This window comes from Mesotoga sp. H07pep.5.4 (assembly GCF_003664935.1).
GTDB classification, from domain to species: Bacteria; Thermotogota; Thermotogae; order Petrotogales; family Kosmotogaceae; genus Mesotoga; species Mesotoga prima.
Map to the genome: position 1 here is coordinate 112,212 of NZ_JFHM01000001.1, position 23,150 is coordinate 135,361.

The 23,150-nt window shown below is 48.1% G+C and carries 22 protein-coding genes; 12 read left to right on the plus strand and 10 right to left on the minus strand.

Annotated features, from left to right (window positions below; all coding sequences use genetic code 11):
* Nucleotides 1-118: 118 nt before the first annotated feature.
* Nucleotides 119-406, minus strand: a complete 288-nt coding sequence (locus tag Y696_RS00470) for a hypothetical protein (protein WP_121509530.1) — start codon at nt 404-406, stop codon at nt 119-121.
* A gap of 485 nt (nt 407-891) precedes the next feature.
* Between Y696_RS00470 and Y696_RS00475 the strand changes: the two genes are divergently transcribed.
* The 8 genes from Y696_RS00475 to Y696_RS00510 all read left to right on the plus strand — a co-directional run bounded on the left by Y696_RS00475 (nt 892) and on the right by Y696_RS00510 (nt 8,946).
* Entirely contained in the window at nt 892-1,725 is an 834-nt protein-coding gene (locus tag Y696_RS00475) for a sulfide/dihydroorotate dehydrogenase-like FAD/NAD-binding protein (RefSeq protein ID WP_121509531.1), read from the plus strand.
* Complete coding sequence (gltA, locus tag Y696_RS00480) at nt 1,718-3,097, plus strand: NADPH-dependent glutamate synthase (protein WP_121509532.1); 1,380 nt, start codon at nt 1,718-1,720, stop codon at nt 3,095-3,097. Before Y696_RS00475 ends, gltA begins: the two co-directional genes overlap by 8 nt.
* A 226-nt stretch (nt 3,098-3,323) precedes the next feature.
* Complete coding sequence (locus tag Y696_RS00485) at nt 3,324-3,725, plus strand: hypothetical protein (RefSeq protein WP_180274872.1); 402 nt, start codon at nt 3,324-3,326, stop codon at nt 3,723-3,725.
* A 234-nt stretch (nt 3,726-3,959) separates the two neighbouring features.
* A complete protein-coding gene (locus Y696_RS00490; RefSeq protein ID WP_099772548.1) occupies nt 3,960-5,084 on the plus strand; it encodes an ROK family transcriptional regulator in 1,125 nt (374 codons plus the stop codon).
* Nucleotides 5,085-5,111: 27 nt separating this feature from the next.
* Nucleotides 5,112-6,368, plus strand: coding sequence for an ABC transporter substrate-binding protein (locus Y696_RS00495; RefSeq protein ID WP_099772547.1), 1,257 nt, complete (start codon nt 5,112-5,114; stop codon nt 6,366-6,368).
* A 76-nt stretch (nt 6,369-6,444) separates the two neighbouring features.
* Complete coding sequence (locus Y696_RS00500) at nt 6,445-7,317, plus strand: carbohydrate ABC transporter permease (protein ID WP_180274871.1); 873 nt, start codon at nt 6,445-6,447, stop codon at nt 7,315-7,317.
* Complete coding sequence (locus tag Y696_RS00505; RefSeq protein WP_099772545.1) at nt 7,310-8,161, plus strand: carbohydrate ABC transporter permease; 852 nt, start codon at nt 7,310-7,312, stop codon at nt 8,159-8,161. Before Y696_RS00500 ends, Y696_RS00505 begins: the two co-directional genes overlap by 8 nt.
* 38 nt (nt 8,162-8,199) lie before the next feature.
* Nucleotides 8,200-8,946 (plus strand): glutamine amidotransferase, encoded by a 747-nt coding sequence (locus Y696_RS00510; RefSeq protein WP_180274870.1) that lies wholly within the window; start codon nt 8,200-8,202, stop codon nt 8,944-8,946.
* Nucleotides 8,947-9,156: 210 nt separating this feature from the next.
* Here the strand turns inward: Y696_RS00510 and Y696_RS00515 are convergent, their stop codons facing one another.
* The 3 genes from Y696_RS00515 to Y696_RS00525 all read right to left on the minus strand — a co-directional run bounded on the left by Y696_RS00515 (nt 9,157) and on the right by Y696_RS00525 (nt 11,964).
* Nucleotides 9,157-10,593, minus strand: a complete 1,437-nt coding sequence (locus Y696_RS00515) for a cell wall metabolism sensor histidine kinase WalK (RefSeq protein ID WP_099772543.1) — start codon at nt 10,591-10,593, stop codon at nt 9,157-9,159.
* On the minus strand, nt 10,590-11,264 hold the full coding sequence (locus tag Y696_RS00520) for a response regulator transcription factor (protein ID WP_006490142.1): 675 nt from the start codon (nt 11,262-11,264) through the stop codon (nt 10,590-10,592). Before Y696_RS00520 ends, Y696_RS00515 begins: the two co-directional genes overlap by 4 nt.
* Nucleotides 11,265-11,580: 316 nt before the next feature.
* Nucleotides 11,581-11,964, minus strand: a complete 384-nt coding sequence (locus Y696_RS00525) for a hypothetical protein (RefSeq protein WP_099772542.1) — start codon at nt 11,962-11,964, stop codon at nt 11,581-11,583.
* Between the two features lie 186 nt (nt 11,965-12,150).
* Here Y696_RS00525 and Y696_RS00530 point away from each other — a divergent pair, with 186 nt between their 5' ends.
* Complete coding sequence (locus tag Y696_RS00530) at nt 12,151-13,200, plus strand: BMP family ABC transporter substrate-binding protein (RefSeq protein WP_121509533.1); 1,050 nt, start codon at nt 12,151-12,153, stop codon at nt 13,198-13,200.
* 802 nt (nt 13,201-14,002) lie between these two features.
* On the opposite strand, the gene Y696_RS00535 is transcribed toward Y696_RS00530, so the two are convergent.
* On the minus strand, nt 14,003-15,289 hold the full coding sequence (locus Y696_RS00535) for a HAMP domain-containing sensor histidine kinase (RefSeq protein WP_121509534.1): 1,287 nt from the start codon (nt 15,287-15,289) through the stop codon (nt 14,003-14,005).
* On the minus strand, nt 15,270-15,947 hold the full coding sequence (locus tag Y696_RS00540; RefSeq protein ID WP_006490156.1) for a response regulator transcription factor: 678 nt from the start codon (nt 15,945-15,947) through the stop codon (nt 15,270-15,272). The genes Y696_RS00535 and Y696_RS00540 overlap by 20 nt, the downstream gene beginning before the upstream one ends.
* Before the next feature lie 1,030 nt (nt 15,948-16,977).
* Between Y696_RS00540 and Y696_RS00550 the strand changes: the two genes are divergently transcribed.
* Nucleotides 16,978-17,166, plus strand: a complete 189-nt coding sequence (locus tag Y696_RS00550; protein WP_121509536.1) for a hypothetical protein — start codon at nt 16,978-16,980, stop codon at nt 17,164-17,166.
* 14 nt (nt 17,167-17,180) lie between these two features.
* Here the strand turns inward: Y696_RS00550 and Y696_RS00555 are convergent, their stop codons facing one another.
* Nucleotides 17,181-17,930 (minus strand): nitrilase-related carbon-nitrogen hydrolase, encoded by a 750-nt coding sequence (locus Y696_RS00555; protein ID WP_121509537.1) that lies wholly within the window; start codon nt 17,928-17,930, stop codon nt 17,181-17,183.
* Nucleotides 17,927-18,529: a pyroglutamyl-peptidase I gene (locus Y696_RS00560; RefSeq protein WP_121509538.1), complete on the minus strand. Its 603-nt coding sequence runs from the start codon at nt 18,527-18,529 to the stop codon at nt 17,927-17,929. Before Y696_RS00560 ends, Y696_RS00555 begins: the two co-directional genes overlap by 4 nt.
* 98 nt (nt 18,530-18,627) lie before the next feature.
* On the opposite strand from Y696_RS00560, the gene Y696_RS00565 reads away from it, so the two are divergent.
* Together Y696_RS00565 and Y696_RS00570 are read left to right on the plus strand one after the other, a co-directional pair.
* Complete coding sequence (locus tag Y696_RS00565) at nt 18,628-20,577, plus strand: S9 family peptidase (protein ID WP_121509539.1); 1,950 nt, start codon at nt 18,628-18,630, stop codon at nt 20,575-20,577.
* Nucleotides 20,578-20,584: 7 nt separating this feature from the next.
* Complete coding sequence (locus tag Y696_RS00570) at nt 20,585-21,616, plus strand: GNAT family N-acetyltransferase (RefSeq protein WP_121509561.1); 1,032 nt, start codon at nt 20,585-20,587, stop codon at nt 21,614-21,616.
* Nucleotides 21,617-21,698: 82 nt separating this feature from the next.
* Here Y696_RS00570 and Y696_RS00575 read toward each other — a convergent pair whose 3' ends face one another.
* Nucleotides 21,699-22,022, minus strand: a complete 324-nt coding sequence (locus Y696_RS00575) for a cupin domain-containing protein (protein WP_099772535.1) — start codon at nt 22,020-22,022, stop codon at nt 21,699-21,701.
* 70 nt (nt 22,023-22,092) lie between these two features.
* Entirely contained in the window at nt 22,093-23,112 is a 1,020-nt protein-coding gene (locus tag Y696_RS00580) for a TIGR00341 family protein (protein WP_121509540.1), read from the minus strand.
* Nucleotides 23,113-23,150 lie beyond the last annotated feature (38 nt).

Genomic DNA, 23,150 nt, shown 5'->3' on the forward strand with positions numbered 1-23,150 from the left:
TCATTATCTAAGAATAAATCAGACAGTATATACCAAACCCATTTTGAAGACCTCAAAAGCTTTCAAATGTCTAGAAGACCTTTTAGATATGAAAAAACACCGGCGTTTTGGAGTTGCCTCAGCCATTCGAGCCGGGGTATTTGTCGGTCATCTCTGGATTCTTAAGGCCCTCCCTAACTTTTTCAAGGATCTCGCCCGTCAGTATCTTCAGTTTCAACGGATGAATGGATACGGCCGAGCCAACTCCGACGAGGATAAGTGTGACGGCAGTATTGGATATCAGTATCATTGTCAAGGTGAGAGTAGACCAAAGCAATAGAAAGGCAAGGTTCCTTCCTCTCCTCCTTACTGCGCGGAAATGGAGATGGCTGTAGATGTATGCGCCGAAGAGCCTGTGACAGATCAGCCACCTATAAAGCTTTTCAGAGCTCCTAGATTAACAAAATGCCGTCAACAACAAAAAGTGAGTTGTTGGCACCAAGGAAGAATTATTTTCGTTATCCTAAGAAATAGGGACAGCGCAGTGAGTTTGACTTTCTTCTTCGATCTTTTTCCATGTTTTTCTCCTGCCTTGATAGTACCGAAGAGCGTACAACGTTGGGCAGGCTTTAAATTAGGTTCTCGGCAATCTAGCGGTTAAGTTTATGGAAGTACAATCGGCTTTGAATTAGAGAAAGCGCTGTAAAGAGAAAAAAGAGTTCGATCGGAGAATCAAGACCGTTAGATGTTCCTACTTTTAATGATTCTGACATGACATTATGCTGACTTCTTCTAAGGGAAGAAGAGATGGTAGTTCAATTACTGGATCTCCCCCAGTTCAGAGTTTTAGTTAGGTTTAATAACTTCTATATTGTGATAAGGATTCTGATATCATTAAGATGAGGTGATTGAATGCACGCAGTTCTCTCAAAGAAAAGAATCGCTCCCGATACGTATGATATCTGGCTTTCTCATCCAGATATCTACAGATACGCAAAACCAGGTCAGTTCCTGATAATAAGGATAGACGAGTTTGGCGAGAGAATTCCTCTCACGATAGCGTCGGCAGAAAAAGACAGGGTAAGGGTAATAGTGAAGGCCGTTGGAAAGAGCACCTATAAACTCTGTGCAATGCACGAAGGAGAATCCGTAGCCGATATAGTCGGCCCCCTTGGAAATCCCAGCGAGATCGAGAAACTTGGAACGGTCTGTGTTGTTGGTGGAGGAGTGGGAATAGCTCCTTTGTTTCCCGTTGCAAGGGCTCTCAAATCTGCCGGAAACGAGGTAATCGGTATACTGGGTGCGGCGAACAAGGATCATCTGATTATGGTCGACGAGTTTAAACCCTTTCTTGACAGGCTTTACCTCTCTACAGATGACGGCTCTGCCGGAGTTAAGGGAACCGTTACGAACCCGCTCAAAGAGGTAATCGCAGATTATTCGCCAGCAACGATATGGGCAATCGGTCCGATGGTTATGATGAAGTTCGTCTCTCTTCTCGCTTCCCAGAATGACATACCTTGCTGGGTGTCTCTCAATCCGATAATGGTTGATGGCACGGGAATGTGTGGCGCCTGCAGGGTTGAGGTCGGAGGCGAGATGAAGTTCGCCTGCGTTCATGGGCCGGAGTTTGACGGCCGATTGGTTAACTGGGACGAGCTGATCAAAAGGCAGTATCAGTACAGAGAAGAGGAACGGCTTGCTCTTGAGAAATACGTACGTGAATTGGGTGAGAAGGATGGTTGAGAAGTTCAAAGTAAGAATGAGAGAACTCGACCCTTCGGAGAGAGTTAACAACTTCGAGGAGGTTGCCCTCGGCTACACTAAGGAAGAGGCAATCGCTGAGGCAAATAGATGTCTCCAGTGCAAACACAAACCCTGTGTGGCCGGTTGCCCTGTTGGAATAGATATTCCCGGTTTTATCAAGGCCCTTAGAGAGGGTGACATCGAGAAGAGCACGAGAATCTTGAAAGATGCGAACAACCTTCCGGCCATCTGTGGACGAGTCTGCCCTCAGGAGAAGCAGTGCGAACTGGCCTGCGTCGTAGGAAAGATTCCCGGCAGCGAGCCCGTTGCAATAGGGAGACTGGAGAGATTCGTTGCCGATCAGAATATTTCACTCGAGACCACCGTGAAGCCGTCTGTAAACAAGAGAGTTGCTGTAATCGGTGCAGGTCCGGCCGGATTGACGGCCGCCGCCGATCTCGCGAAAGAGGGTTTTTCGGTTACAGTCTTCGAAGCCTTCCATACGGCGGGAGGTGTGCTTGTTTATGGTATTCCCGAATTCAGGCTCCCTAAAGAGATCGTCGCAAAGGAAGTCGAATTTGTGAAGAGCCTGGGAGTTGAATTCCGTTTCAACCAGATCGTCGGCCGAACGATTCCATTCGAAGAGATCAAAAACGAATATGATGCCGTCTTCATAGGTATCGGCGCAGGCGCCCCGAGATTCATGGGGATTCCGGGATCGAATCTCAACAACATATTTTCCTCTTCCGAATATCTCACGAGGACAAACCTGATGAAGGCCTATCTCTTTCCGATGTACGACACACCAGTAAAAATAAAAGACAGAGTGGCCGTGATTGGAGCCGGAAATGTGACGATGGACGCTGCAAGAACTGCAAAGAGGCTCGGAGCCAAAGAGGTCCATGTGGTCTACAGGAGAAGCGAAGAAGAGATGCCCGCGAGAATAGAGGAGTATCACCATGCCGTAGAAGAGGGAATCGTGTTCCACTGGCTAACCCTTCCCGTTGAGTACATAGGAGATATAAACAACAACGTCACCGGGATGAAGTGCGTAAAGATGACTCTGGGAGAACCGGACGATTCGGGGAGAAGAAGACCGATACAGGTTGAAGGATCGGAATTCATTATGGAAGTTGACATGGTCATCGAAGCAATCGGTCAGACTCCAAATGCCATTTTGAAGGCCGGTTTCCCAACTATAAGACTGAACAAATGGGGCAACATCGATGCCGATGAAGCCAGCGGCAGGGTTGACGAAGGCATCTTTGCCGGCGGAGACATCGTTACGGGCTCTGCAACGGTAATAGAAGCGATGGGAGCCGGCAAACGCTCGGCGAGGGCGATAAAGTCATACTTATTGCGTAAGGGGTAGGCTTCAGCACTGCAATGTATATTTGTGGAGAGTTAATCTAGAGTATTTCCTAATACGAAAAGTCGATGGCCCTCCTGGGTTTGTCGCAAATAATTGCTCTTCATTCTTCTGAGAAAGTCTCGCCTGCTTAGAGGTGACTTGCTTTTTTCTGGACAGATCGAATGGCAATCTCTCCAAGAAAATCGCCGTTTCATTAGTTGAGAGGGCATTCAGGACGCTAAAGGGAGTGGATCTGAAGATACGACCAATACACCACTGGCTTGAGAAGAGAGTAAGGGCCCACATATTTCTCTGCATGCTAGCGTATTATGTTGAATGGCATTTGAGAGAGTCATGGAAGAGCATGATCTTCACTGACGAATATACCGATAGAGAACATGTACTACAGGCTACAAGATCCGAAAGCGCTCTTGAGAAGACGAGAAAGAAGAAGCTGAGTGACGGAACACCGGTACACAGCTTTCAGACTCTTCTATCTGAAATGAGTACGATTGTCTGTAACGATGCGAGGGTACCTGCTGTACCGGAGATACCTTCATTCACGATAATCACAACTCCCAACGAGGTACAGAGGAAAGCTCTTGAACTTGTCGGATTGAAACAACTCAGCAAACGTAGACAGAAATAACCGCTTCATTTCTCTGAAATCCTTTCAGATAGTGCTTTCTCCTTTATCTAGTTCGGGAACTTCAGTTTATAGTTTCTTATCCCTCAACAGACTTCCTGAGATGCGATCTCGCCCGATGAACTTCCCTTATTTCCCGATGTTTAATCCGTTCTATCCAAAAGAGTGTTTTCGAAAAGACCGTGGAATTTGCTAGAATAATTTAGGTTCAGAAACTAACTAATATGGAGGCATTCATTGTCATTTACTGAGAGAAGATCAGCGGGAGTTCCTTCCGAACTCAGAGAAAGAAATTTGAAGACAATTATAGACGTAGTGTTTAGATACCAGCCAGTATCGAGAACAAGCATTTCGCGATTGACCGGGATAAGCAAGCCGACCGTGAGCAAGCTTGTGGGATTACTCATGAGCGAAAACTACATTGTGAAGACGGGTAAGACCTCTTCGGGGCTGGGCAAGAGGCAGGAGCTTCTTTCATTCAATCCCGAGAAGGCCTTCGTCATTTCCGTAGATGTTGGACTGGCGACAACGATCGTAGCAAAGGTAGATCTTTCGATGAAGATGACTGACAAGTGTGAGATAACGACATCAAAGAGTCCCGAGAGATTCGCCTCTGAACTGGTGGACTGTCTTTCGGATTTCTGCGGAACGGGGAAAGAATCGCCTGTCTCGGTGGTAATCTCCGTTCCCGGACTCGTTAGAAGTGATCTCAGAACTGCTATAAACGTCCCGTTGCTCCACTGGACCGATCTCCCTCTCGCGGAACTCGTAGAGGAACGGCTCAGGCTGAACGGTATTGTTTGCGGAGTTTCGATAAACAACGATGCGAAGCTGGGGGTTCTTGCCGAAGTTGCGCTGAATCAGGACATTCCCGATAGTTTCTCCAACATCGTTTATGTTCTAGTAAAGGAGGGGGTTGGTGTTGGTCTCTACATAAATGGAAGTCTGTACGTGGGAAGCAATCATATTGCGGGCGAGTTCGGCCACATGTCAATAGATCCCAATGGTCCGGAATGTTCCTGCGGAAGAAAAGGCTGCTGGCTGACGATGGTCGGCTCGAGAGAACTGGACGGCTTCGTCCGCGAAAATCGCCTGGAGGATTACATTGAGCTTTTCTCGGTCGGCCTCATGAACATAGTCAACGGTCTCGATCCCAATCTAGTGGTAATCAGTGGTGCCCTCGAAGAATACTGGGATAGAGTGCTGCCGTCTTTGAGAGCGAAGCTGAAAAGCATTGCTCTCTTTGATCAATCCTCTATGGAGATTATGAAATCCGCTCTTGATGACAGAGAGGGGCCCATTTTCGGGGGAGCGTTGATGGCTTTGAGAAAGTATCTAGATATAGAAACGGGCGTCTTATAGCCCGAATTTGAAGAGAGGTGATGACAGTTGAAACGTGGAGTAGTGCTTTTGACGGTACTTTGCTTGCTCTTTGCCGGGGCAACGGCTTTCGGCAGCTCTGCAAACGAGCTGGTTGTTTACCACTGGTGGACTGCCGGTGGAGAGAAAGAGGCAATCGATGCACTCTTCGAAGCATTCATCGATGAGCACCCTGAGTATTCTATTGTTCAGAACCCGGTAGCGGGAGGCGGCGGTGGTATTCTCCGCGCGCAGATCAAGACGATGATCATGGCCGGAAATCCACCAGACACTTTCCAGATTACTTACGGACACGGTATGATAAGCTCCTTCGTCAGTGTTCTCCAACCGATCGATGATCTGATCAAGGGTTACAACATCCCCGAGGACGTTTACGAATGGGGAAGAGTCGATGGAGTCATGTACGGGGTGCCTCTGAATCTGATGCAGAACAACTGCCTCTGGTACAATGTCGACCTCGTCGAGGAGCTCGGGATCGAGATGCCTATCAAGAGTCTTGACGAATTCCTCGGAGTCTGTGCGAGAATAAAGGCCGAAGGCTACATTCCTCTTGCAGTTGGAGCTGGCATGGGACAGCAATTCTGGCTTGGAACCCTTTTCGAAGCAGTAAACAGCGCCCTTCCCGGCGGAGGTGCGGATTTCTTAGTCGATTACTATGCCGGCAAGACGATGCCTTCCGAATCCGAAGTCTTCATTGAAACTCTCAAAGTTCTCAGAACCCTTATCGTTAACGGATTCGTAAACAATGACTGGTCGGCTCTAACATGGGACCAGGCTTCCGATCTTATGGCTACTGGAAAGGCCGTCTTCTACGTCATGGGAGACTGGGCAAAGGGCCATTTCACTTCAATGAACATGGTTCCCAACGTAGATTTTGGTTATCAGCCCTTCCCGGGAACGGACGACGTTTTCATCGGGCACGCAGACTGTTTTGTTCTTCCGATTGGTGTCGACAGAAAGATCGCCAAGGACTGGATCCAGTTCCTAACGACAGTCAAAGCAGCAAATACGTTCTGCCCTATCAAAGGTGCGGCACCATTTGTTCTCGATGCTCCTCTCGATGTCTATGATGACATTACAAAGGAGATCCTTGGCTACTTCCGTGATGACGGAGTTGCAAAAGTGCTCTCCCAGTTTGGAGCACCGCCCGAATCGTATCTCGACATTTTTGGAACGGCCTTTAGTGAGTTTTTCAATGCACCCGAGATCAACGAGAACACACTCGGCAATTTTGATTACGCTTACGAAGAGGTTTTCCTGTTCTAAAACAGACCGGCAGGTGTGAGGGCACCTGCCGGCCGTTCGCGCTCAAATGTTTTTCGAAACTAAGGAGTTGGATTATTTGAGCAAGAGAGTACAAATACTACTTTTCATTTTACCAGGTTTGATCCTTGTCGGTCTGTTCGTCTATGGTTTTACGGCATGGACATTTCAGGTATCATTGACAAACTGGCGAGACGTAGGATCTGCGGGAGACTTTGTAGGGCTGGACAACTATATAAGGCTGTTTTCAAGGGACCGGGTTTTCAAAGCCTCGCTTGTGAACACTCTCAAGCTTACACTGGTTTTCATCGGCGTAACTATCCCGCTCGGTCTCTTCCTTGCGGTGCTTCTGGACCTCAATTTGAAGGGAAAACAGTTGTTTAGACTGATATTTCTGCTCCCGCTATCCTTTTCCTTTGTTGCCTCGGCATCAATGTGGACTTGGATGTTCTCTCCGGAGATAGGCTCGGTCAATGCCTTGCTTCGGGCAATCGGACTGGATTCTCTTACTCAGCCGTGGATCACATCTGACAGACAGGCATTGATCTGCATTGCAATAGCCTATGTATGGCAGTTTTCAGGCTTTTCAACGCTGGTATACTACGCGGGGATAAGCGGAGTTGCGCCCGAGATAAGCGAAGCTGCGAAGATCGATGGAGCTTCAACCTTTCAGAGGTACATGAAGGTCATAATTCCGATGCAGAGGCCTGCAACCTTGACCGTTCTTATGATTCTTCTCATGTATTCACTGAGAGTATTCGATCTAGTCTGGCTAATGACCGGCGGAGGACCGGGCAGTTCTACTGAGATACTTTCGACCTTCATGTTCAGAACTGCCTTCAACAGAAATAGATTCGGATATGGGGCGGCCGTCGGGATCGTGATGTTTGCCATATCGATCTTGATTGTCATTCCCTTCTTCACGAGACTGAGGAGAAGCGAGTATGAGTAGGGCGAGATCGAAATCGATTTCAGGAGTCAAAGATATAACAAAGAAGGGTATCATCTATCTGTTGCTCCTAGCTGCTGCCTTTTTCTATCTCTTCCCGATATACACTGCGGTTAACACTTCGCTGAAGAGCAATGAAGAGCTGGCCTACGGTCCCGTCAGTATAGTCAGAAATCCCGAATTTGCGAATTATCTCAAGGCCTTTTCCGAGATAGACAAACCGATGTGGAATAGCTTTGTGATAACTATGGTTGCAACGGCAATATCCTCCGCGCTTGGAGCCTGGGGAGGCTTCGGATACTCCAAACTTAAATTCAAGGGAAGTTCCGTTCTCTTTCTGATTCTCGTTCTAGGATTCTATATAGCTCCCCAATCGATCCTCATACCGTTGTTGCGATTCATTGGAAGTATCGGTTTGTACAACTCTTACTGGGGGTTGATACTTACACATACTGCTTATGGGGTTCCAATTACGACATTGCTTTTCAGGAACTATTTCGAATCTCTACCCACCGAGGTTGTTGACAGTGCGCGAATAGATGGATGCAGCTACATAGGCACCTTCTTCAGGATTGCGCTTCCGCTGTCACTGCCAGGTTTTGCGGTTGTTGCAATTTTTCAGTTCACAAATATCTGGAATGAATTCCTTTTCGGGCTGATCCTCACTAGAGGGGCCGACTCGCAGCCGCTTACGGTTGCGATAAGCAATCTGAAAGGGACGACTGTCGCATCGTGGAATATTCAGATGGCCGGGATGTTGATCTCTGTTCTACCCGTGATGATCGTGTACATATTCTTCTTGAAGTTAATTGTGAAAGGGCTACTTATGGGTTCGGTAAAAGGCTAGAAGACTGATTATAAACGATTGAAAATGGAGGTGTTAGCGTGAAGAAAAAGGTACTGCTTCTTGGAGAAACATGGACAGTAACAAAGATTCACACAAAAGGGTTTGATGTTGTGGAGCTCGGAGGTTTCGATGATTACTCTGTGTATTTCAAAGAGCCTATGAAGGCCTTTGAGGACATAGAAGTGACACACATCCCCAATCATCAGGTGCTCAGCATGTTTCCGTCGACCGCAGAAGAGCTGGCAAAGTTCAACGTAGTAATCATAAGCGACTGCGGAAGAAACACCCTTACAATGTACCCCGATATGTTCAAAGTACCTATGGGCCCGAACAAGGTCGAGATGTTGTCGGACTACGTTGTCAAAGGCGGATCGCTCATAATGACGGGCGGATACGTTGACTTCCAAGGCTTCCAGGGCAAGGGGAACTACCACGGCAGCTCGATCGAGAAAGTAATGCCTGTCAACATGATGGAGACTGACGACAGGGTAGAAGCAACTCAGGGAGCCTCGGTTAAAGTATTGAACCCGAATCATCAGATTCTGAAGGGCATAGATACCAAGTGGCCGAGATTCCTGGGCTATCAGAAGGTCTTTCCAAAGGAAGGTTCCGAAGTTCTCGCCGAAATCGACGGCGATCCGTTCATAATAGTTGGTGACTCTGGAAAGGGCAGATCGATGGCCTTCACGTCAGATCTTGCACCCCACTGGGGAACAGACTTCGTGAAGTGGGAGTACTACGGAAAATTCTGGCATCAGGCTATTAGTTGGCTCAGCAAGGAGTAGAAAAGAAAAGAGTGAGCTGAATGAAGTTGTCTGCCTAACTGGAGTTCGATCCCTTTCTCGGTTTTGCACGAGAGATTCCGGAAAATGGAAGGCTGGCCTTAACTGGCCGGAAATACAAGAGGGCACGATTTGCGCCCTCTTGTTTTGTCTCGATCATTTTGAATTCAGAAAGTGGTTAACTGTTGGTTTTTCCGGAAACAACAAAGAATTCTAAATAGGTAGCGTGACGATCGTTGCTACGAACTCACCTTCATTAACTATTGAAATAGCCCCACCGTGCAATTCGATAATCCTTCTCGTTATGCTCAGGCCAAGTCCGTTTTCTCCTCCGACCCCCTTGTTGAAGGGTTTGAAGAGCTCTTCCAGTTTGGTTTCGGCAACTTTCTCTCCATCGTTTGCGAATCGTATCAAAAGACTCTCTTCTCTCTCGTTTACTTCCATAGTTACCTCTATCCTGCTCTTCGCATACCGGATCTGGTTTGAAAGTATGTTTTCAATGGCTATCGCCAGTTGTTCTTCATTGACCTCGGTCTTGAAGTCTTTAAGATTCAGATTCCAGTCTATGTCGTCTCTCTGGAAAGAAAATCGCCCGACTGTGTCTTCAAGGAGCTCTGAGAGATTGACTTCCTCTTTTTCGAGGTCGTGACGCGACAGGTATTCGAGTCTGGTTATGAAGAGGAGATCCTTTACCCTCAGATCCATTCTCTGAATCTCTTTATCTATGACGTCTATAGCGCTATCCAGGTCACCCGCCGGATATATGCCGTCCTTGATTGCCTGTGCGTAACTTCGGATAACCATGACAGGTGTCTTTAGTTCATGGGAGATAAACTGGAGCATCGACTGCTGTTCTCTGTCCTGCTCGCTGAGGCTCTTTCTCATGTTCTCGATTGAATCGGCTAGCTCTCCGATCTCGTCGCTTCTATTCAAAGAAATCGGCCTGTCCCAGTTTCTCTTTGAGATCATTCTCACGTCCTCTGAAAGCTTTTTGAGAGGTTTAGTCAGGTATCTAGAAAAGACTATTATGAAAACTAGACTGACCACTGTCATTATAGCCATTACGAGCAGCAGTCTGGAGAACAAAGTCGATGAAAGAGTGTTCATGTACGTATCCCACATATAGGAAATCATCGTGACGTCTCTTCCCGAAATCTCTTCATTGCGAATCACATAGAAAAGACTCCGGCCGGAAAGCAGTGTTTCGTACCTCTCAGAAGATGACGTTTGCTTTTCTGCGTTTTCTCTAATGGATTGAATAGCAGGAAGTATTTCGGGGATAATCGTTCCGCTAATTAGGATGTCCCTGGAAGTGGAATCCGGAGACGGGGAAATCTTGTCTGAGCTATCCTGGGTTCCAAATCTGTTCAGGTAATAATCTATTAGGTCAAACTCCCTGTCAAAGACGATTATGTGTCCAACGTCTCTGACATTTCTAAGACTGTTGAGGTCGATATCCTCGAAGGGGATGAACCCTCCCTGCAATTCGATTACCCTTACTTCCTGAGCGTACTCTATCGTTCTGTAAGCTTCGGTTGTGAAGAAGTCTCTTATAGACCATCTGAAGACTATACCGAGAAGAAGGAAGAGGATTGAAAGAACGGCTGCGAATAGTAACCAGAGCTTGTCGGACAGGCTCCATGATCTCATATGTTCACGCTCTTATAGCCGAAACCGTAGACGGTCTCAATCTTGAAATGTGGCATCTTCTTTCTAAGTCTCCGTACAAGATCGTCAACTGCCCTGTCGCTTCCGTAGTGGTCGTAACCCCAGACTCTATCGAGTATCTGGTCTCTTGAAAAAGGTTTGCCTTTGCCACTGATAAATAGCAGGAGAAGATCGAACTCCATAGAAGTGAGCTCAATCAGTTTTGACTGATTCTCGTCGATTTCTTCGGTAACCGTTCTTCGCGCTTCGTCGATCTTGTATGGTGGAACGGATATGATTCCACCGGAATGGTGGACGCGTTCAAGAATCTTCTTGACCCGAATGACGAGTTCCCTTGGAAGAAAGGGTTTTGGCAAGTAGTCGTCGCTTCCCATCTCCAGTCCGATCACTCTATCGATGTCCTTGTCCCTTGCTGAAATAAAGATCACCGGTATCATCGAATCCCTCTTTCTTATTTCTCTGAGGAGCTCGAAGCCATCGATTCCCGGCAGCATTATGTCTAGAATCCAGATATCGGGAGAGTCATCGATTTCATCGAATGCATCGCTGCCGTTCTTGAACGACTTTACTTCCCATCCTTCCTTTTCAAGATAGGAAGTCAGCACGCTGTTCAGATTTTTCTCGTCTTCAACAAGATTTATCCTTGTTCCCATGAATCACACCTCTGTGACTTCCGCCTCATTCAATAATAATAGATTACTCTGTGAATTACTAACCAATAAACCGGACTGCAAGGATATGTCTCATTTTCAATATTGCAGTCCGGCCTTTCCAAAGAACTACCTTTTCTGAGTAACCAACAAAACACTATCACATGCTGCACAGTCTTCGCCACTATCTATTGCCGTTCTCAGATTATCACGCTCCTTTACACGTACCGAATGGGGCGGTTCCAGTAATCTATGTCAGACTGTCATCGTAGCTCTGCTATTGTTCACGCTGTTCTTTGTTTAAGAGCTTTATAGAAACTTAACCGGGATCAACGCTCTTAACTGCCACAACTATTGTCTCAACTCCATTGCTCACCCTTGTAACCTGAATCGAGAACTCGGGGGGTTCGTAGATAACTTCCGCGGCAGACGGGAATGTGTTGTGATGCTTGTGAACCGGTGTCATATCGAGCAGCATTACTTCCGCAATCGATTCCTCTTCCCAGGAACGCAGTGTTTCCTCCAGATCGTCAGGGTCGATCACGCGGTTATCGGTTACGAGATGCGTTTCAGTTCCTTCGATTTCGCTTACCACAACTCTCTTCAGAGAATGCAGGCCCAGGTCCTTGAGCTTCTGGATAAGGTCGTCCAAAGTCATTTCCGTCTTATCTGAATATCGCTTCTCATGGCTTGTGACTAACATTTCTTCAACTCCTTAGAAGTCTCTGAGATCTAGTTTCAGTAATATTATAGAAAGTAATATGCGAGAGAATTCGGCAAAAGTGTGGGATATAATGGGATTCATAGGACCGGAATTCCATCGGTCTTGCAATTGGAAGGCCATTAAGATGCTCTTATTCAGCTATCGAGCTACCTACGGAGGTGTCTCATGAAAGGGATAATTACCGTTTTATTCATGCTGTGCGCAGTTATTCTGGCTTCAGAGCCTCTAAGCATAGGCTTTATCTATGTCGGTTCGGCCGATGATGGCGGCTGGACAGAGAAACACGATGAGGGCAGGCGGTATCTCGAAAAGACGTTTGGAAGTCAAATCGAGACTTCATTCATAGAAAACGTGACTGAAGGAGAACAGGACCTGGAGGTTCTTAGAAGTTATGCCGACCGTAACGTCAAACTCCTTTTCAGTACAAGCTTTGGCTTTATGGACGATGTGATGGAGATAGCGAAGAACTATCCCGATACGATCTTCATGCATTGTTCGGGATATAAGACTGCCGAAAATGTCGGGACCTACTTCGGAAGGATATATGAGCCAGCCTACTTGACCGGTCTCATCGCTGGGGAGATGACAAAGAGCAACATAATCGGCTATGTAGCGACATTCAAGATTCCGGAAGTTATCAGGGGGATAAATGCTTTTGCGATTGGAATCGCAAAGGTCAATCCCGATGCGCGCGTGCACGTCATTTGGACCGAGACCTGGTTCGATCCCTCTTCCGAAGAGGAGGCGGCCGACGCCCTCCTGGATCTTGGAGCCGATGTAATCGCTCAGAGCCAGGATTCGCCAGCTGCAGTTCAGGCGGCCGGACAACGGGGCGCTTACGCTATTGGTTACAACACCGATATGAGTGCCTTCAGTCCAGACACTTTTCTGACTTCTCCCGTGTGGAACTGGGGAGTCTTTTACGAGAGAGTCGTAAAAGAAGTAATGGAGGGAAAGTGGACCAGCTATCAATACTGGGGCGGAATAGAGGACGGTGTAGTCGACATAGTGATGAGTAATCTAGTTCCCGCCAATCTTCAGCAACTTGTCAGTGAAGAAAGAAGCCGGATAATTGAGGACGATTATCATCCCTTTGAAGGGCCTTTGCAAGATCAAGACGGAAAACTAAGATATTCAGAGGGCGAGAAACCTACCGATGAAGAGCTGTTGACCATGGACTGGTTTGTGAGTAACGTCATCGGCAGCCCGAAGTGACTCTTATCTGTTTAGTCTAATGGAGCAGACCAGTCAAAAGGCGAGAATCATCGCCGCCAGTAAAGGCTTCGCCTTCGCCAGTACCACTTCGTGGTGCCAGTCTCGCCTTCGGCGAGGCCAGTTCCGCTGCGCGGGCAAAGAGCCATCCTTCGTTAATTGTCCCAAATCATGGACGGCTCTTAATGCTCTTGATCTTAAATCCCCGCTTGAGCGGGGGGGACCGCTTGCGGTGGGGAGTGTGGTCTTTGAACAGCTTTTGGAATAGATTGGCCTGTTCGAAATTGAACGACAAATTCACTCTTCAAGTTGTTTGGTCTGTGATCCATAGGTATTCTCATAGAAGCAACAAGGAATGAACATCGAACAACCCTCTCAGGGGACTATGTCAGGGCAGTAACTTTTCCAAACGTTGGAGATTCACACCCTCCGCCACTACGTGGCCCTCCTCCCTCAAGGGAGGATTAAAATCCTTATTCAGAAGCTCAAACAGTTTCTAGAGGATCATCCCTTGATCCGGGGCATGGACTGTTTTTCACTGCGAGAAGCATCTTCAAACAAACAGCAGTCGTTTCGCCTGACATAGTGGGAGCTGGCGTGCGAAAGCAGACTGGTTTCTGAATTCCTCCCGCGGAAGCGGCATCACTTCCCCGGATGCTCTTCCGGGCATCACTTCCCGACGAAGGCGGCCTCGCCTCCTGCCGGAGGCAGCATCACTTCTACTCTTGCTCTTCCTACCCGCAACCACCTACCCCGAATCTCGTTTTCATAATCATCCAATCAAAGTCCGGATATAAGAAAGAGCCTATTTGTGCCTTCTTGATGGTATTCGTATTTCAAATATGCTTCCTCCGCCGGGGCGATTCTCGACAGTTATTTCGCCCCCTAGCGAGCCGATCATTTCCTTTGCTATTGAGAGACCCATGCCGCTTCCCGAACTATTGTGAGATTCGTCTATCTTGTAGAATCTGTCAAATATCCTTTCCTTCTCCGGGTCAGCTATTCCGGGGCCCGAATCACCTATCTGAATGAAGAGTGAACCTTCTCTCTCAAAAGCCCTAACAATGACATCGCTCTTCTCATCGGTGAACTTGATCGCATTTTCGAGCACGGCCGCAACCGCCACTTTAAGTTTGTCTAGATAAGTCTTGACGATGAGATTTTCATCGGTCTCAACGATTATTCGGACACCTTTCGACTCGGCGAAGGCTCTGTGATACTCTTTCATCTCTTCGAGAAACTCTAGCAGTTTCACATCCTGCGAAGACATTACAGCTTTGCTATCGTTGTGTGCCTTTGCCTGTAGCAGGAGCTGATTGACAACATTCTGCATATTTCGGGTTGCACCGTCAATCGCATCGATCTTATCTCTCGCTTCCCCTTCCAGTGGCCTGCTCTTGAGTAGATCTACGCTCAGCCTCATAACTGTAAGGGGCGTCTTTAACTCGTGAGAGGCGTCGGCGGTGAAGCGTTGAAGCCTATCGTAGCTTTCTCTCAGAGGTGTGAGAACGTATCCGGCAAGAGCCATACCGACTATCCAGGAGATGGCGGCAACGAGCACTATAAGTAGAATAAGCGAAAAGAGAAGACTAGTAGATTTTTCGCTCAGTCCTTCGGTTGATCTTCCAACGCGAAGAAAGAAGACCGGCTGTCCAGCCATGTTTCTAATCGCTCTGGTAAGAATGTTGTATTCGAGTTCCGAGTCGTTGTAATCAACGACCTTTGCCTTCGAAGTCCCCTCAACTAACGGCATACTGCTCTTTATTCTTCCTCCGAGCTGAAGAACGCTCTCTCCGTCAGGAGTGACGAACTCGAGGATCTCATTCTCCGCGGTGAAGAGGTCTAAATTTCCGGAATAGTTTCTGAGCATTCTCTCCAGGGCTATTAAGGGCGCCCTTCCGATTCTGGATTCGATCCTGTCTGCTACTCTGTTGAGGGCGGTTATCTCGGCCCCTCTTTCAAGCCTGAGGGAGAGGACGAAAATGAAGAGGCTCAAAACCGAGACGAGAGAGACGACTATGAGGGTGAAGAATAGCGTCCATCTCCTCTTTGCCTTTCTGAATGACAGCCCTTCACCTGTCACTGATTTCATAGCCCATTCCCCTGACCGTTTTTATTAACTTCTTTCTTCGCCCTCCGTCTACTTTCTTGCGGATGTTCTTTATATGGCTTCTGATTACGTCCGACCACAGTTCGTCGTCTTCATTCCAGAGATGTTCCTCGAGCTCGCTCTTCGGAACGACCCTGCCACTGTTTAGCATTAGATATTCAAGGATCTGGTACTCCTTCTTTCTAAGTTCTATCTTCTCGTTTCCCCTGCTGGCGGTCTTGAGCGACATATCAAGCTCCAGATCTCCTACTCTAAGAACCCTTGAAGGAGCTCCGCCGAACTGGGCCCTTCTTAAAAGAGACTGAATCCTGACGACAAGCTCCCGGATATCGAATGGCTTCGGAAGATAGTCGTCGGCTCCTAAGTCGAAGCCCCGGACTTTGTCTTCGATGCTGTCGAGAGCTGTAAGCATCAGTACGGGTATTCTGCTTCCCGAATCTCTGATCTTTTCAAGAACCTGCCAGCCGGTGAGTTTGGGGAGCAGAATGTCCAGGACAATAACGTCAAATGGACCGTTGAGAGCCATATAAAGTCCCTCTTCCCCGTCAACTGCGAGTTCGGCTACAAAGCCCTCTCTTTCGAGAGACTCCTTGAGCAATCTGCCCAGACTACGCTCGTCTTCAACAATCAGAATCTTCATCTCTTCTCCTCCACTATGAAATCATACCAGTAGAAGTGTGAAATCTTCGAGAAAGCTGCGGAAGATCATCTTCCAAAAAAACTTCTGCAACAGAGGCCCCAAACAGGAGCCCTGAACAAGAGCATTTCAGGGCAGGCTCGGTGGGGAAGGCTCAGTGGAACGACAACGAATGCTTATTCCGAAAACGTCTGAATCGGTCATGCTTAACTTGTTTCAGCATCTCGATCCAAAGATCCGCTGTGCGCTTAAGAGCAAGAACCCGCTGAACGCTGCAAAGAGCCGTCCTTGGTCCTTCGTCAAAGAGCATGGACCCGTCCTTCGAGAAGAACGGTTCTTCGACGCTACGCGTCCAGGTTCTTGGTTCTTCGGGACCAGATCCCGAAACAAATTTGGGATGACAATTAACGGTTATTGCGAAAGGCCAGATTCCGTCATTCCGACAAAGCTCCTGGTCGGAATCTGGATGCTCTTGCTTTATCGCTCTAACCAAGAACGAAGAACTTGGACGCGGAGCGTCGGAACGAAGAACTAATTTCTTATTCGGCGAACGGAGAACCGCTCAACGGTCAACCAGTTTCTTTTGCTCTTACCAACCCGCAACCACCTACCCCGAACCTCGTCATTTATTCTTACGCTTGCCTCTTGGAACTTGCAACCGTTCTTCTTTGAGAACGGAGAACCATTCAACGGACAACCGGTCTTTCTTGCTCTTCCTACAACGAACCTTCAATCCCCGATCACTGTATTTCAAAGCCCGGATCCCGGATCAAGTTCGGGGTGATCCTGACAGGTGAAGTGGATCATGATTAAGTCTACTCAAGAGAGTTAATGCATCAGAATAGAATTTACTTAGAGTCGAGATGAAGGAGATTAAGAATATGTACCTTTGAGTTAGATTTAGACTTCATCTTCTGTAAGCTTATAATTTGTTGTGGAAGGAGTCATAAATGGAGGTTTGCCCGTGATTATCGAAGTTTGCACTGGAAGCGTGTGCCTTATGTAATGCTCTTCAGAGGTCAGTAAGAGGCTTATGGATTTGGTTAGTGAACATAGTTCAGGCAATCTTACTACTGTAAAGTATCCCCATTGTATGGGACCCTGCTGCGGCGGAGTTGTAGCCGACGTAGACGAGAAGAGATTCACCGGAATTTCGACGAAAAACGTCGACGAATTCTTCATGAGAGAGGTATTGAAACTGGAATCAGATCAGACGCTCTAGTAGGGTTTAGAGCTTCATATATCCTTTAGGGCGGGGAATCTCTCCCGCCAGTCTCTTAGAATACTCATTCTCTCATAGTCCAGTTCCCACAGAAGCAATCCCTTCTCTGCTTCAAAGGGTACTTCGTTACCATCTTGATCGAAGAGTACTGAAAAGGCCTCGTCGTATTCTATGCCGTTACCGTCGACCCCAGTCCTGTTTAGACCCAGAACAAATGACTGGTTCTCGATCGCCCTCGCTTTGAGAAGAGCCTGCCAGTGATTGGCTCGCTTTTCCGGCCAGTTGGCAATCACTATCATGACCTCTGCAGGCAAGTTGGCCCTGAAGAGCTCGGGAAAACGAAGATCGTAACAGATGTTCAGAGAGAAGTGTATGTTTTTCATCTCGAAAGAGAGATTAGTGTCACCGGGGCTGTAAACGATATTCTCCCCTCCGTACGAAAACAGCTTTCTCTTCCTATATATCAAAGGCTCCGAACCCGGGGCAAGAAAAGCCGCGCAGTTGTAGAACTTCGAGTCTCTTCTGTCTATAAAGCCGTAAACTGCCGGAATACCCCAGTGATCTACCTGCTTTCTGAAGAAACCACACGCATCTTTCACGTAAGCTCTTTCGGCGTTATTAGTGAACCCGCTCAAGGTAGTTTCGGGAAAAACAATTAGCTCGACACCTGCTTCCGAGGCCCCGGCGAAAACTCTTTCGATTATCTTCATATTTATCTCTGGAGACTCCCAAACTATGTTGAGAGGAACGCCGCCTATTCTCATCTATTCTCCTCCACTGCAAGATCTATTACCCTCGAAAGGACCCTAGCCGAAACTTCCGCCTCTATTGCAGGTCTGTTTTCTCCCGGACCAATCTGTTCGGGAATGCACGGTATGTGTACGAACCCGGCAGGGATGTTTATGGCTCTCTTCGTGAGAAAGTCCATACATCTGTAAAAGAGGTAGTTACAGACAAACGCGCCGGCTGAAAAAGATTTCTCGATGGGAAGACCCTCGTCCTTAAGCTTCGAGACAATCCCGTCGACCGGAAGCCTCGAAAAGTATCCGTCGGGCGAGGCAGGAATTATCTTCTCACCGGTCGCAATAAATCCGTTGTTGTCTGGAGTTGGGGATTCCTTCCAGTTGATCGCAATCTTCTCTGGAGTAACGAGAGATCTCCCGGCCGCCTGGCCGACCATGATCAACGCCTCCGGGACGTTGTCTAGGAGCCGCAGCCCCAGTCGAGAAAAGCAGTCGTCGAAGACCGTTGGGAGGCTCATGAGCTCAATGTCTTCCCTGATATCCGCTAGAAGCTCCACGACTATCTGCGAAGCGTTTATTTCACTTCCCCCGAAGGGGTCGAAATGGGTCACGAGTATCATCTTTTACACCTCTCATTCCCTATAATTTTAGCATCATAAGGAAGTCGAGAATGAAAAGCCGTCATTCTGGTAGAATGATTCTGAAAGGGGTGATCTAGTTGAAGAAGCTGAAGCTTGAGGATCTCTACAAATACTCCGCTGTGGGCGATCTTCACATCTTTCCCGATGGGGAAAACTTTGTCTTTGTAAGAAAGACGATGAACAAGAAGGAGAACCAGTACGAAAGCAACATCTGGTTGGGCAACATGAAGAATGAAGAAGTCCGTCAGCTGACCCGGGGTGGGAAGGACGGTTCTCCCGTCGTCAGTCCAGACGGCAAAAGCATTCTCTTTGTCTCGAAGAGAGACAGGGAGGCTAAAGGAACCGGGCTTTATCTTCTGCCTCTTGAGGGCGGTGAAAGCAGACTGGTGAAGACTCTTAAAGGAGGATTCTCCTCTGTCTCGTGGATCGATTCGGAGACGGTTCTATTCATGACGAAGCATGCCCCCGGGGAAGATCCTGAGAAGATCGAAGAAGACGAGCCGCCAGAGAAGAAGGTTTACGAAATAGACAGAATACCATTTGTCTCTAACGGCGCTGGATTCACCGAGAACAGAGTGGGCCATCTATATAAGATGAAACTCGAAAATGGAAAGATGGAACCGATTACGGCCGTCGGAGGTGATATCGAAAGCATCGTTTTATCTCCCGAGAAAAAGAGCGTTGCGGTAATAACAACCGAAGACAGGGAGAAGAGGCCGATATGGAGCAGTCTATACCTCCTCGATTTGCAGAGTGAAACTGCGAAGAGAATCGGTGACGACAGTCTCTCTTTCTATCATTGCGAGTGGTCAGACGTTAGCGAACTCTTCGCCGTTGCGACAGACTTCAAAAAGGGCTTCCCAACCAATCCCTTCATAGTCCACGTTGATCTGGAATCCTTCACTCTTACTACTCTTGCCAGGGAAATGGACCTGTACTTCGGCAACAGCCTGAACAGCGATGTGAGGGGTGTCTCGCCAAACACTTCCATGAAGGTTGTAGAAGGAAAGCTCTATTCGCTGGTAACTGCCGGGTCGCAGATAAAGCTGATTTCTATGGATAAAGAAGGAAAGGTAGAGGAAATCGCTGTCTCTTCGGGGAGCATAGACTGCTTCGATGTTGCAGGCGAGGAACTTCTACTTTCAGAGATGACCACGACAGAGCCACTGGAGATCTACTCTCTCGTCAAAGGCAAGAGGAAGAAGCTCACAGACTTCAACTCCTGGATTAAGGGTATAAAGCTGTCGAAGCCGGAGAGCTTCGAAGTGGAGGCCTCTGACGGTCAAAAGATCGAAGGCTGGATAATGAGGCCGCTCAACTTCGAGGAAGGGAAGAAATACCCGGCCGTAGTGGAGATCCACGGAGGGCCGAAGACGGCATATGGCGGCGGATATATACATGAATTCCAGACTCTGGCCTCCGAAGGGTATGCAGTTATCTACTGCAACCCGAGGGGAAGCGCCGGTTACGGGACCGACTTCGCCGACATAAGAGGTCATTATGGAGAAAGGGATTTCGAAGACATAATGGAAATCGTCGAGTACGTGATAAATGAGTGCGATTTCGTCGACGAAGAGAGGCTCGGTGTCACCGGAGGCTCATACGGCGGCTTCATGACAAACTGGATTGTAGGACATACTGACGCCTTCAAGGCGGCCGTCTCCCAGAGGTCTATCTCGAGCTGGATTTCCTTCTTCGGCACTACGGATATAGGATATTTCTTTGCAAGCGATCAAACCGGAGGCGATTTCTTCGACAACCTCGAGGGTTATCTAAGGCAGTCACCTCTGATGTCGGCGCCCAACGTCGTCACTCCGATTCTTTTCATTCACTCCCTTGAAGATTACAGATGCTGGGTCCCCGAAGCGATGCAATTCTTCACAGCGCTAAGGCATCTCGGCAAAGAGGCCAAAATGGTGCTCTTCCCGAAGGAGAACCACGAGCTTTCCAGAGGCGGCCTTCCCATACATAGAGAAAAGCGTTTGAGGGCAATACTGGAATGGTTCGATTCCTATCTGAAGATATGAGCCGTTGATGGAAAACAAGAAGGCAGGAAACATCCATGTAAGATTCGCCTCAATCGATGACAACGAAAAGCTCCTCAAGATCGAGCGAGAGTCGGCTCAGGAGGGGAGTATCTGGCTGGTCGCCTTCAGAGAGGACTTCTTTGGAAGACTGAAGTACTTCGAAGAGGGTTTCATTATGATTGCCGAAGACGCATATGACATCATTGGATGTATCGGTGTTGGAATCGACAACCTGATCGTAAACGGAGAGATCAAAAAGGCCATCTATCTCTTTGGGCTTCGGACGAACCCGAAATACAGGCTGAAAGTAGCCCGCTGGCTGAAATCGATCATTCAGGAACTGCAGAATCTGCTCGGCCCCACGGATTTCGATTTCGGATATGCGTCGGTTAAGGCCGACAACATTGCCTCGAAGAAGATTCTCAAGCACATGGGTTTCTCCACTACGGCGATTCTGGACTTCTACGCCTGCCCGGTTAGGAAGACCTCTCAGGAGAAGTCGGTTTTTGTGGAAAGGGAGGTAGACCTCGAAACGATATTGGACCTGTACAAACCTCTCGAGAAGGATCATGACCTCCTCCTTCAAGGTACGAAGGCCTTCGAGGTGATGGTTACAGAGAGGAGATTGAGGTTATTCAAGACGGAAGGAGCATTCGCCCTGGTCCTCGATACGAGCGGCGAGCAGGACTTCGGAATCACACGCCTTCCGAAGGGATTGAGGGCATTTCAACTGCTCGCTCAGGGGACTCTTTCACCTCTGGTGAGGATCCCGAGAATGAATGAGCGATTGAGGTCCTGGGATGTCCTTCATTTCGGCTGGGACGATATCCGAAGTGCCAGAAGGATTGTAAGTAAGATCCATAGATGCGCGTGGGAAGAGGGCATAACGCTGATCAACTTCTCGAGGGACAGAAGCCTCGGGAGTATGAAGGGTACGGTGGGCCCTCTCAGTTTCAGGATCCCCTTTGAGATAATGATCTATGAGAAGAACAGCATAAATAGAGGAATCAGACCTATAATAAGAACTCCGACGATATAACTTGAAAATTCTTTTTTCGGATGAACTGAAGACTTAGTAAATGAGAGGCCGGGTCGGAAAGGCTAAGACCCGGCCTTAATTTCTATGGATGAGGCGCCTTCACTACAAGAACCCGCATCGTCTCCTCTCCGGTGTTGACTATTCCGTGCGGAATCATTTTTGGACTGTCTATAATGTCATCTTTCATAACTTCATGCTTATCTCCGCCGACTGTGATTATCCCTCTACCGGCGAGCACGAGTATGAAAACATCTACCGGTGTCTTGTGCTCGGCCAGTTCCATTCCTTCGCCTATGTCAATGACGACCGCCTGCGCATTCTCTCTGTCGTAGATTATCCGTCCCTTTAGTCCGGGTCTGTCAAGTGCAACCTTGCCCTTTTCGATTGAGCTCTTCACCAACTTCATCACCTCGCCTTTAATGCTAGTACTATGTTAGCAAACCGAAGAGCCCCGATCGGTAACATATGTTACCGTGCTAGAGAAGTTCGCTCAGGAATAGCGAGAGCGCAAGAAGTCCGAGAACGACTACCCAGCCAATTATCGTAACCCTCACTGCCTTGCCCGCCTTATTCGCTTCCCACCAGGAGCGCGGTTCTATCCCCTGAAGTCTGAACGTTATGATTGAAGCGAGGTTTATACAGACAATATTGACAAAGAACAGGAGTATAGCTCCGGAAAATCCCTCTATATTTCCGCTTCCAAGCAGCATTCCCGCCGCAGCGAGAGGGGGCATAAGCGAAACCGCTACCATAACCCCTATGAGCGAAGTGGAAACACCCGAAGTGATCGACAGGGCTGCCGCCGTTCCCGATGCGAACGCCAGTACAATGTCGCCCAGGTTGGCCACCGTTCGACTGGTTATCTCGTGAGTAGTGTAATCTAGTCTGAACAGCAGTCCGAAGACAAGAGCGAAGGCAAAGCCCAGTCCGATACGGATAAGATTCGTTCTCACTGACTTTGCGAGAAGCCCGAAATCTCCGAGCGTCGTCGCAAAGGACTGCGCGACGTTTGGTCCGAGCATCGGAGCGATCACCATCGCCCCGATGATTATTGCGGGGCTGTTTCTCACCAGGCCTATCGTGGCTACGATGGCCGACAATACTATCATCGCTATGTCTACCGCGTCGTTCGAGATCATCTCCGAGATGTCGTGATACAGCTCTTCTCTGCTTATTCGCTTGAAGATTCCCTTCTTGGGCTTCTTCTCCTCTTCTGTGGCCTGATTTTGTTCTTCTTTCTCCTCTTCTTGAGCTCTTGGAAGCGAGGCTTCCACTTGAAAGAGTATTGCCCTGAAGGATTCATCCTGGGTGAAGCGCTGCTCGAGAGAGTCGAGGACCTTTTCGCTGTTCTCGGCAAGCGCCAGTATCTTCGTCTGCCAAAGCTCTTCCGTTGTCTTAACCGTCCAGTAGCCGATCATCTGTTTCTCTTCCAGCATTTCCTTCAGGTCTTTTTCGGGGTCGGAACCTGAGAATACTTCTATCAGTCTTTCGGCCATCTAATCACCATCCCGTAGAGAGACTGTGGCATAATTGT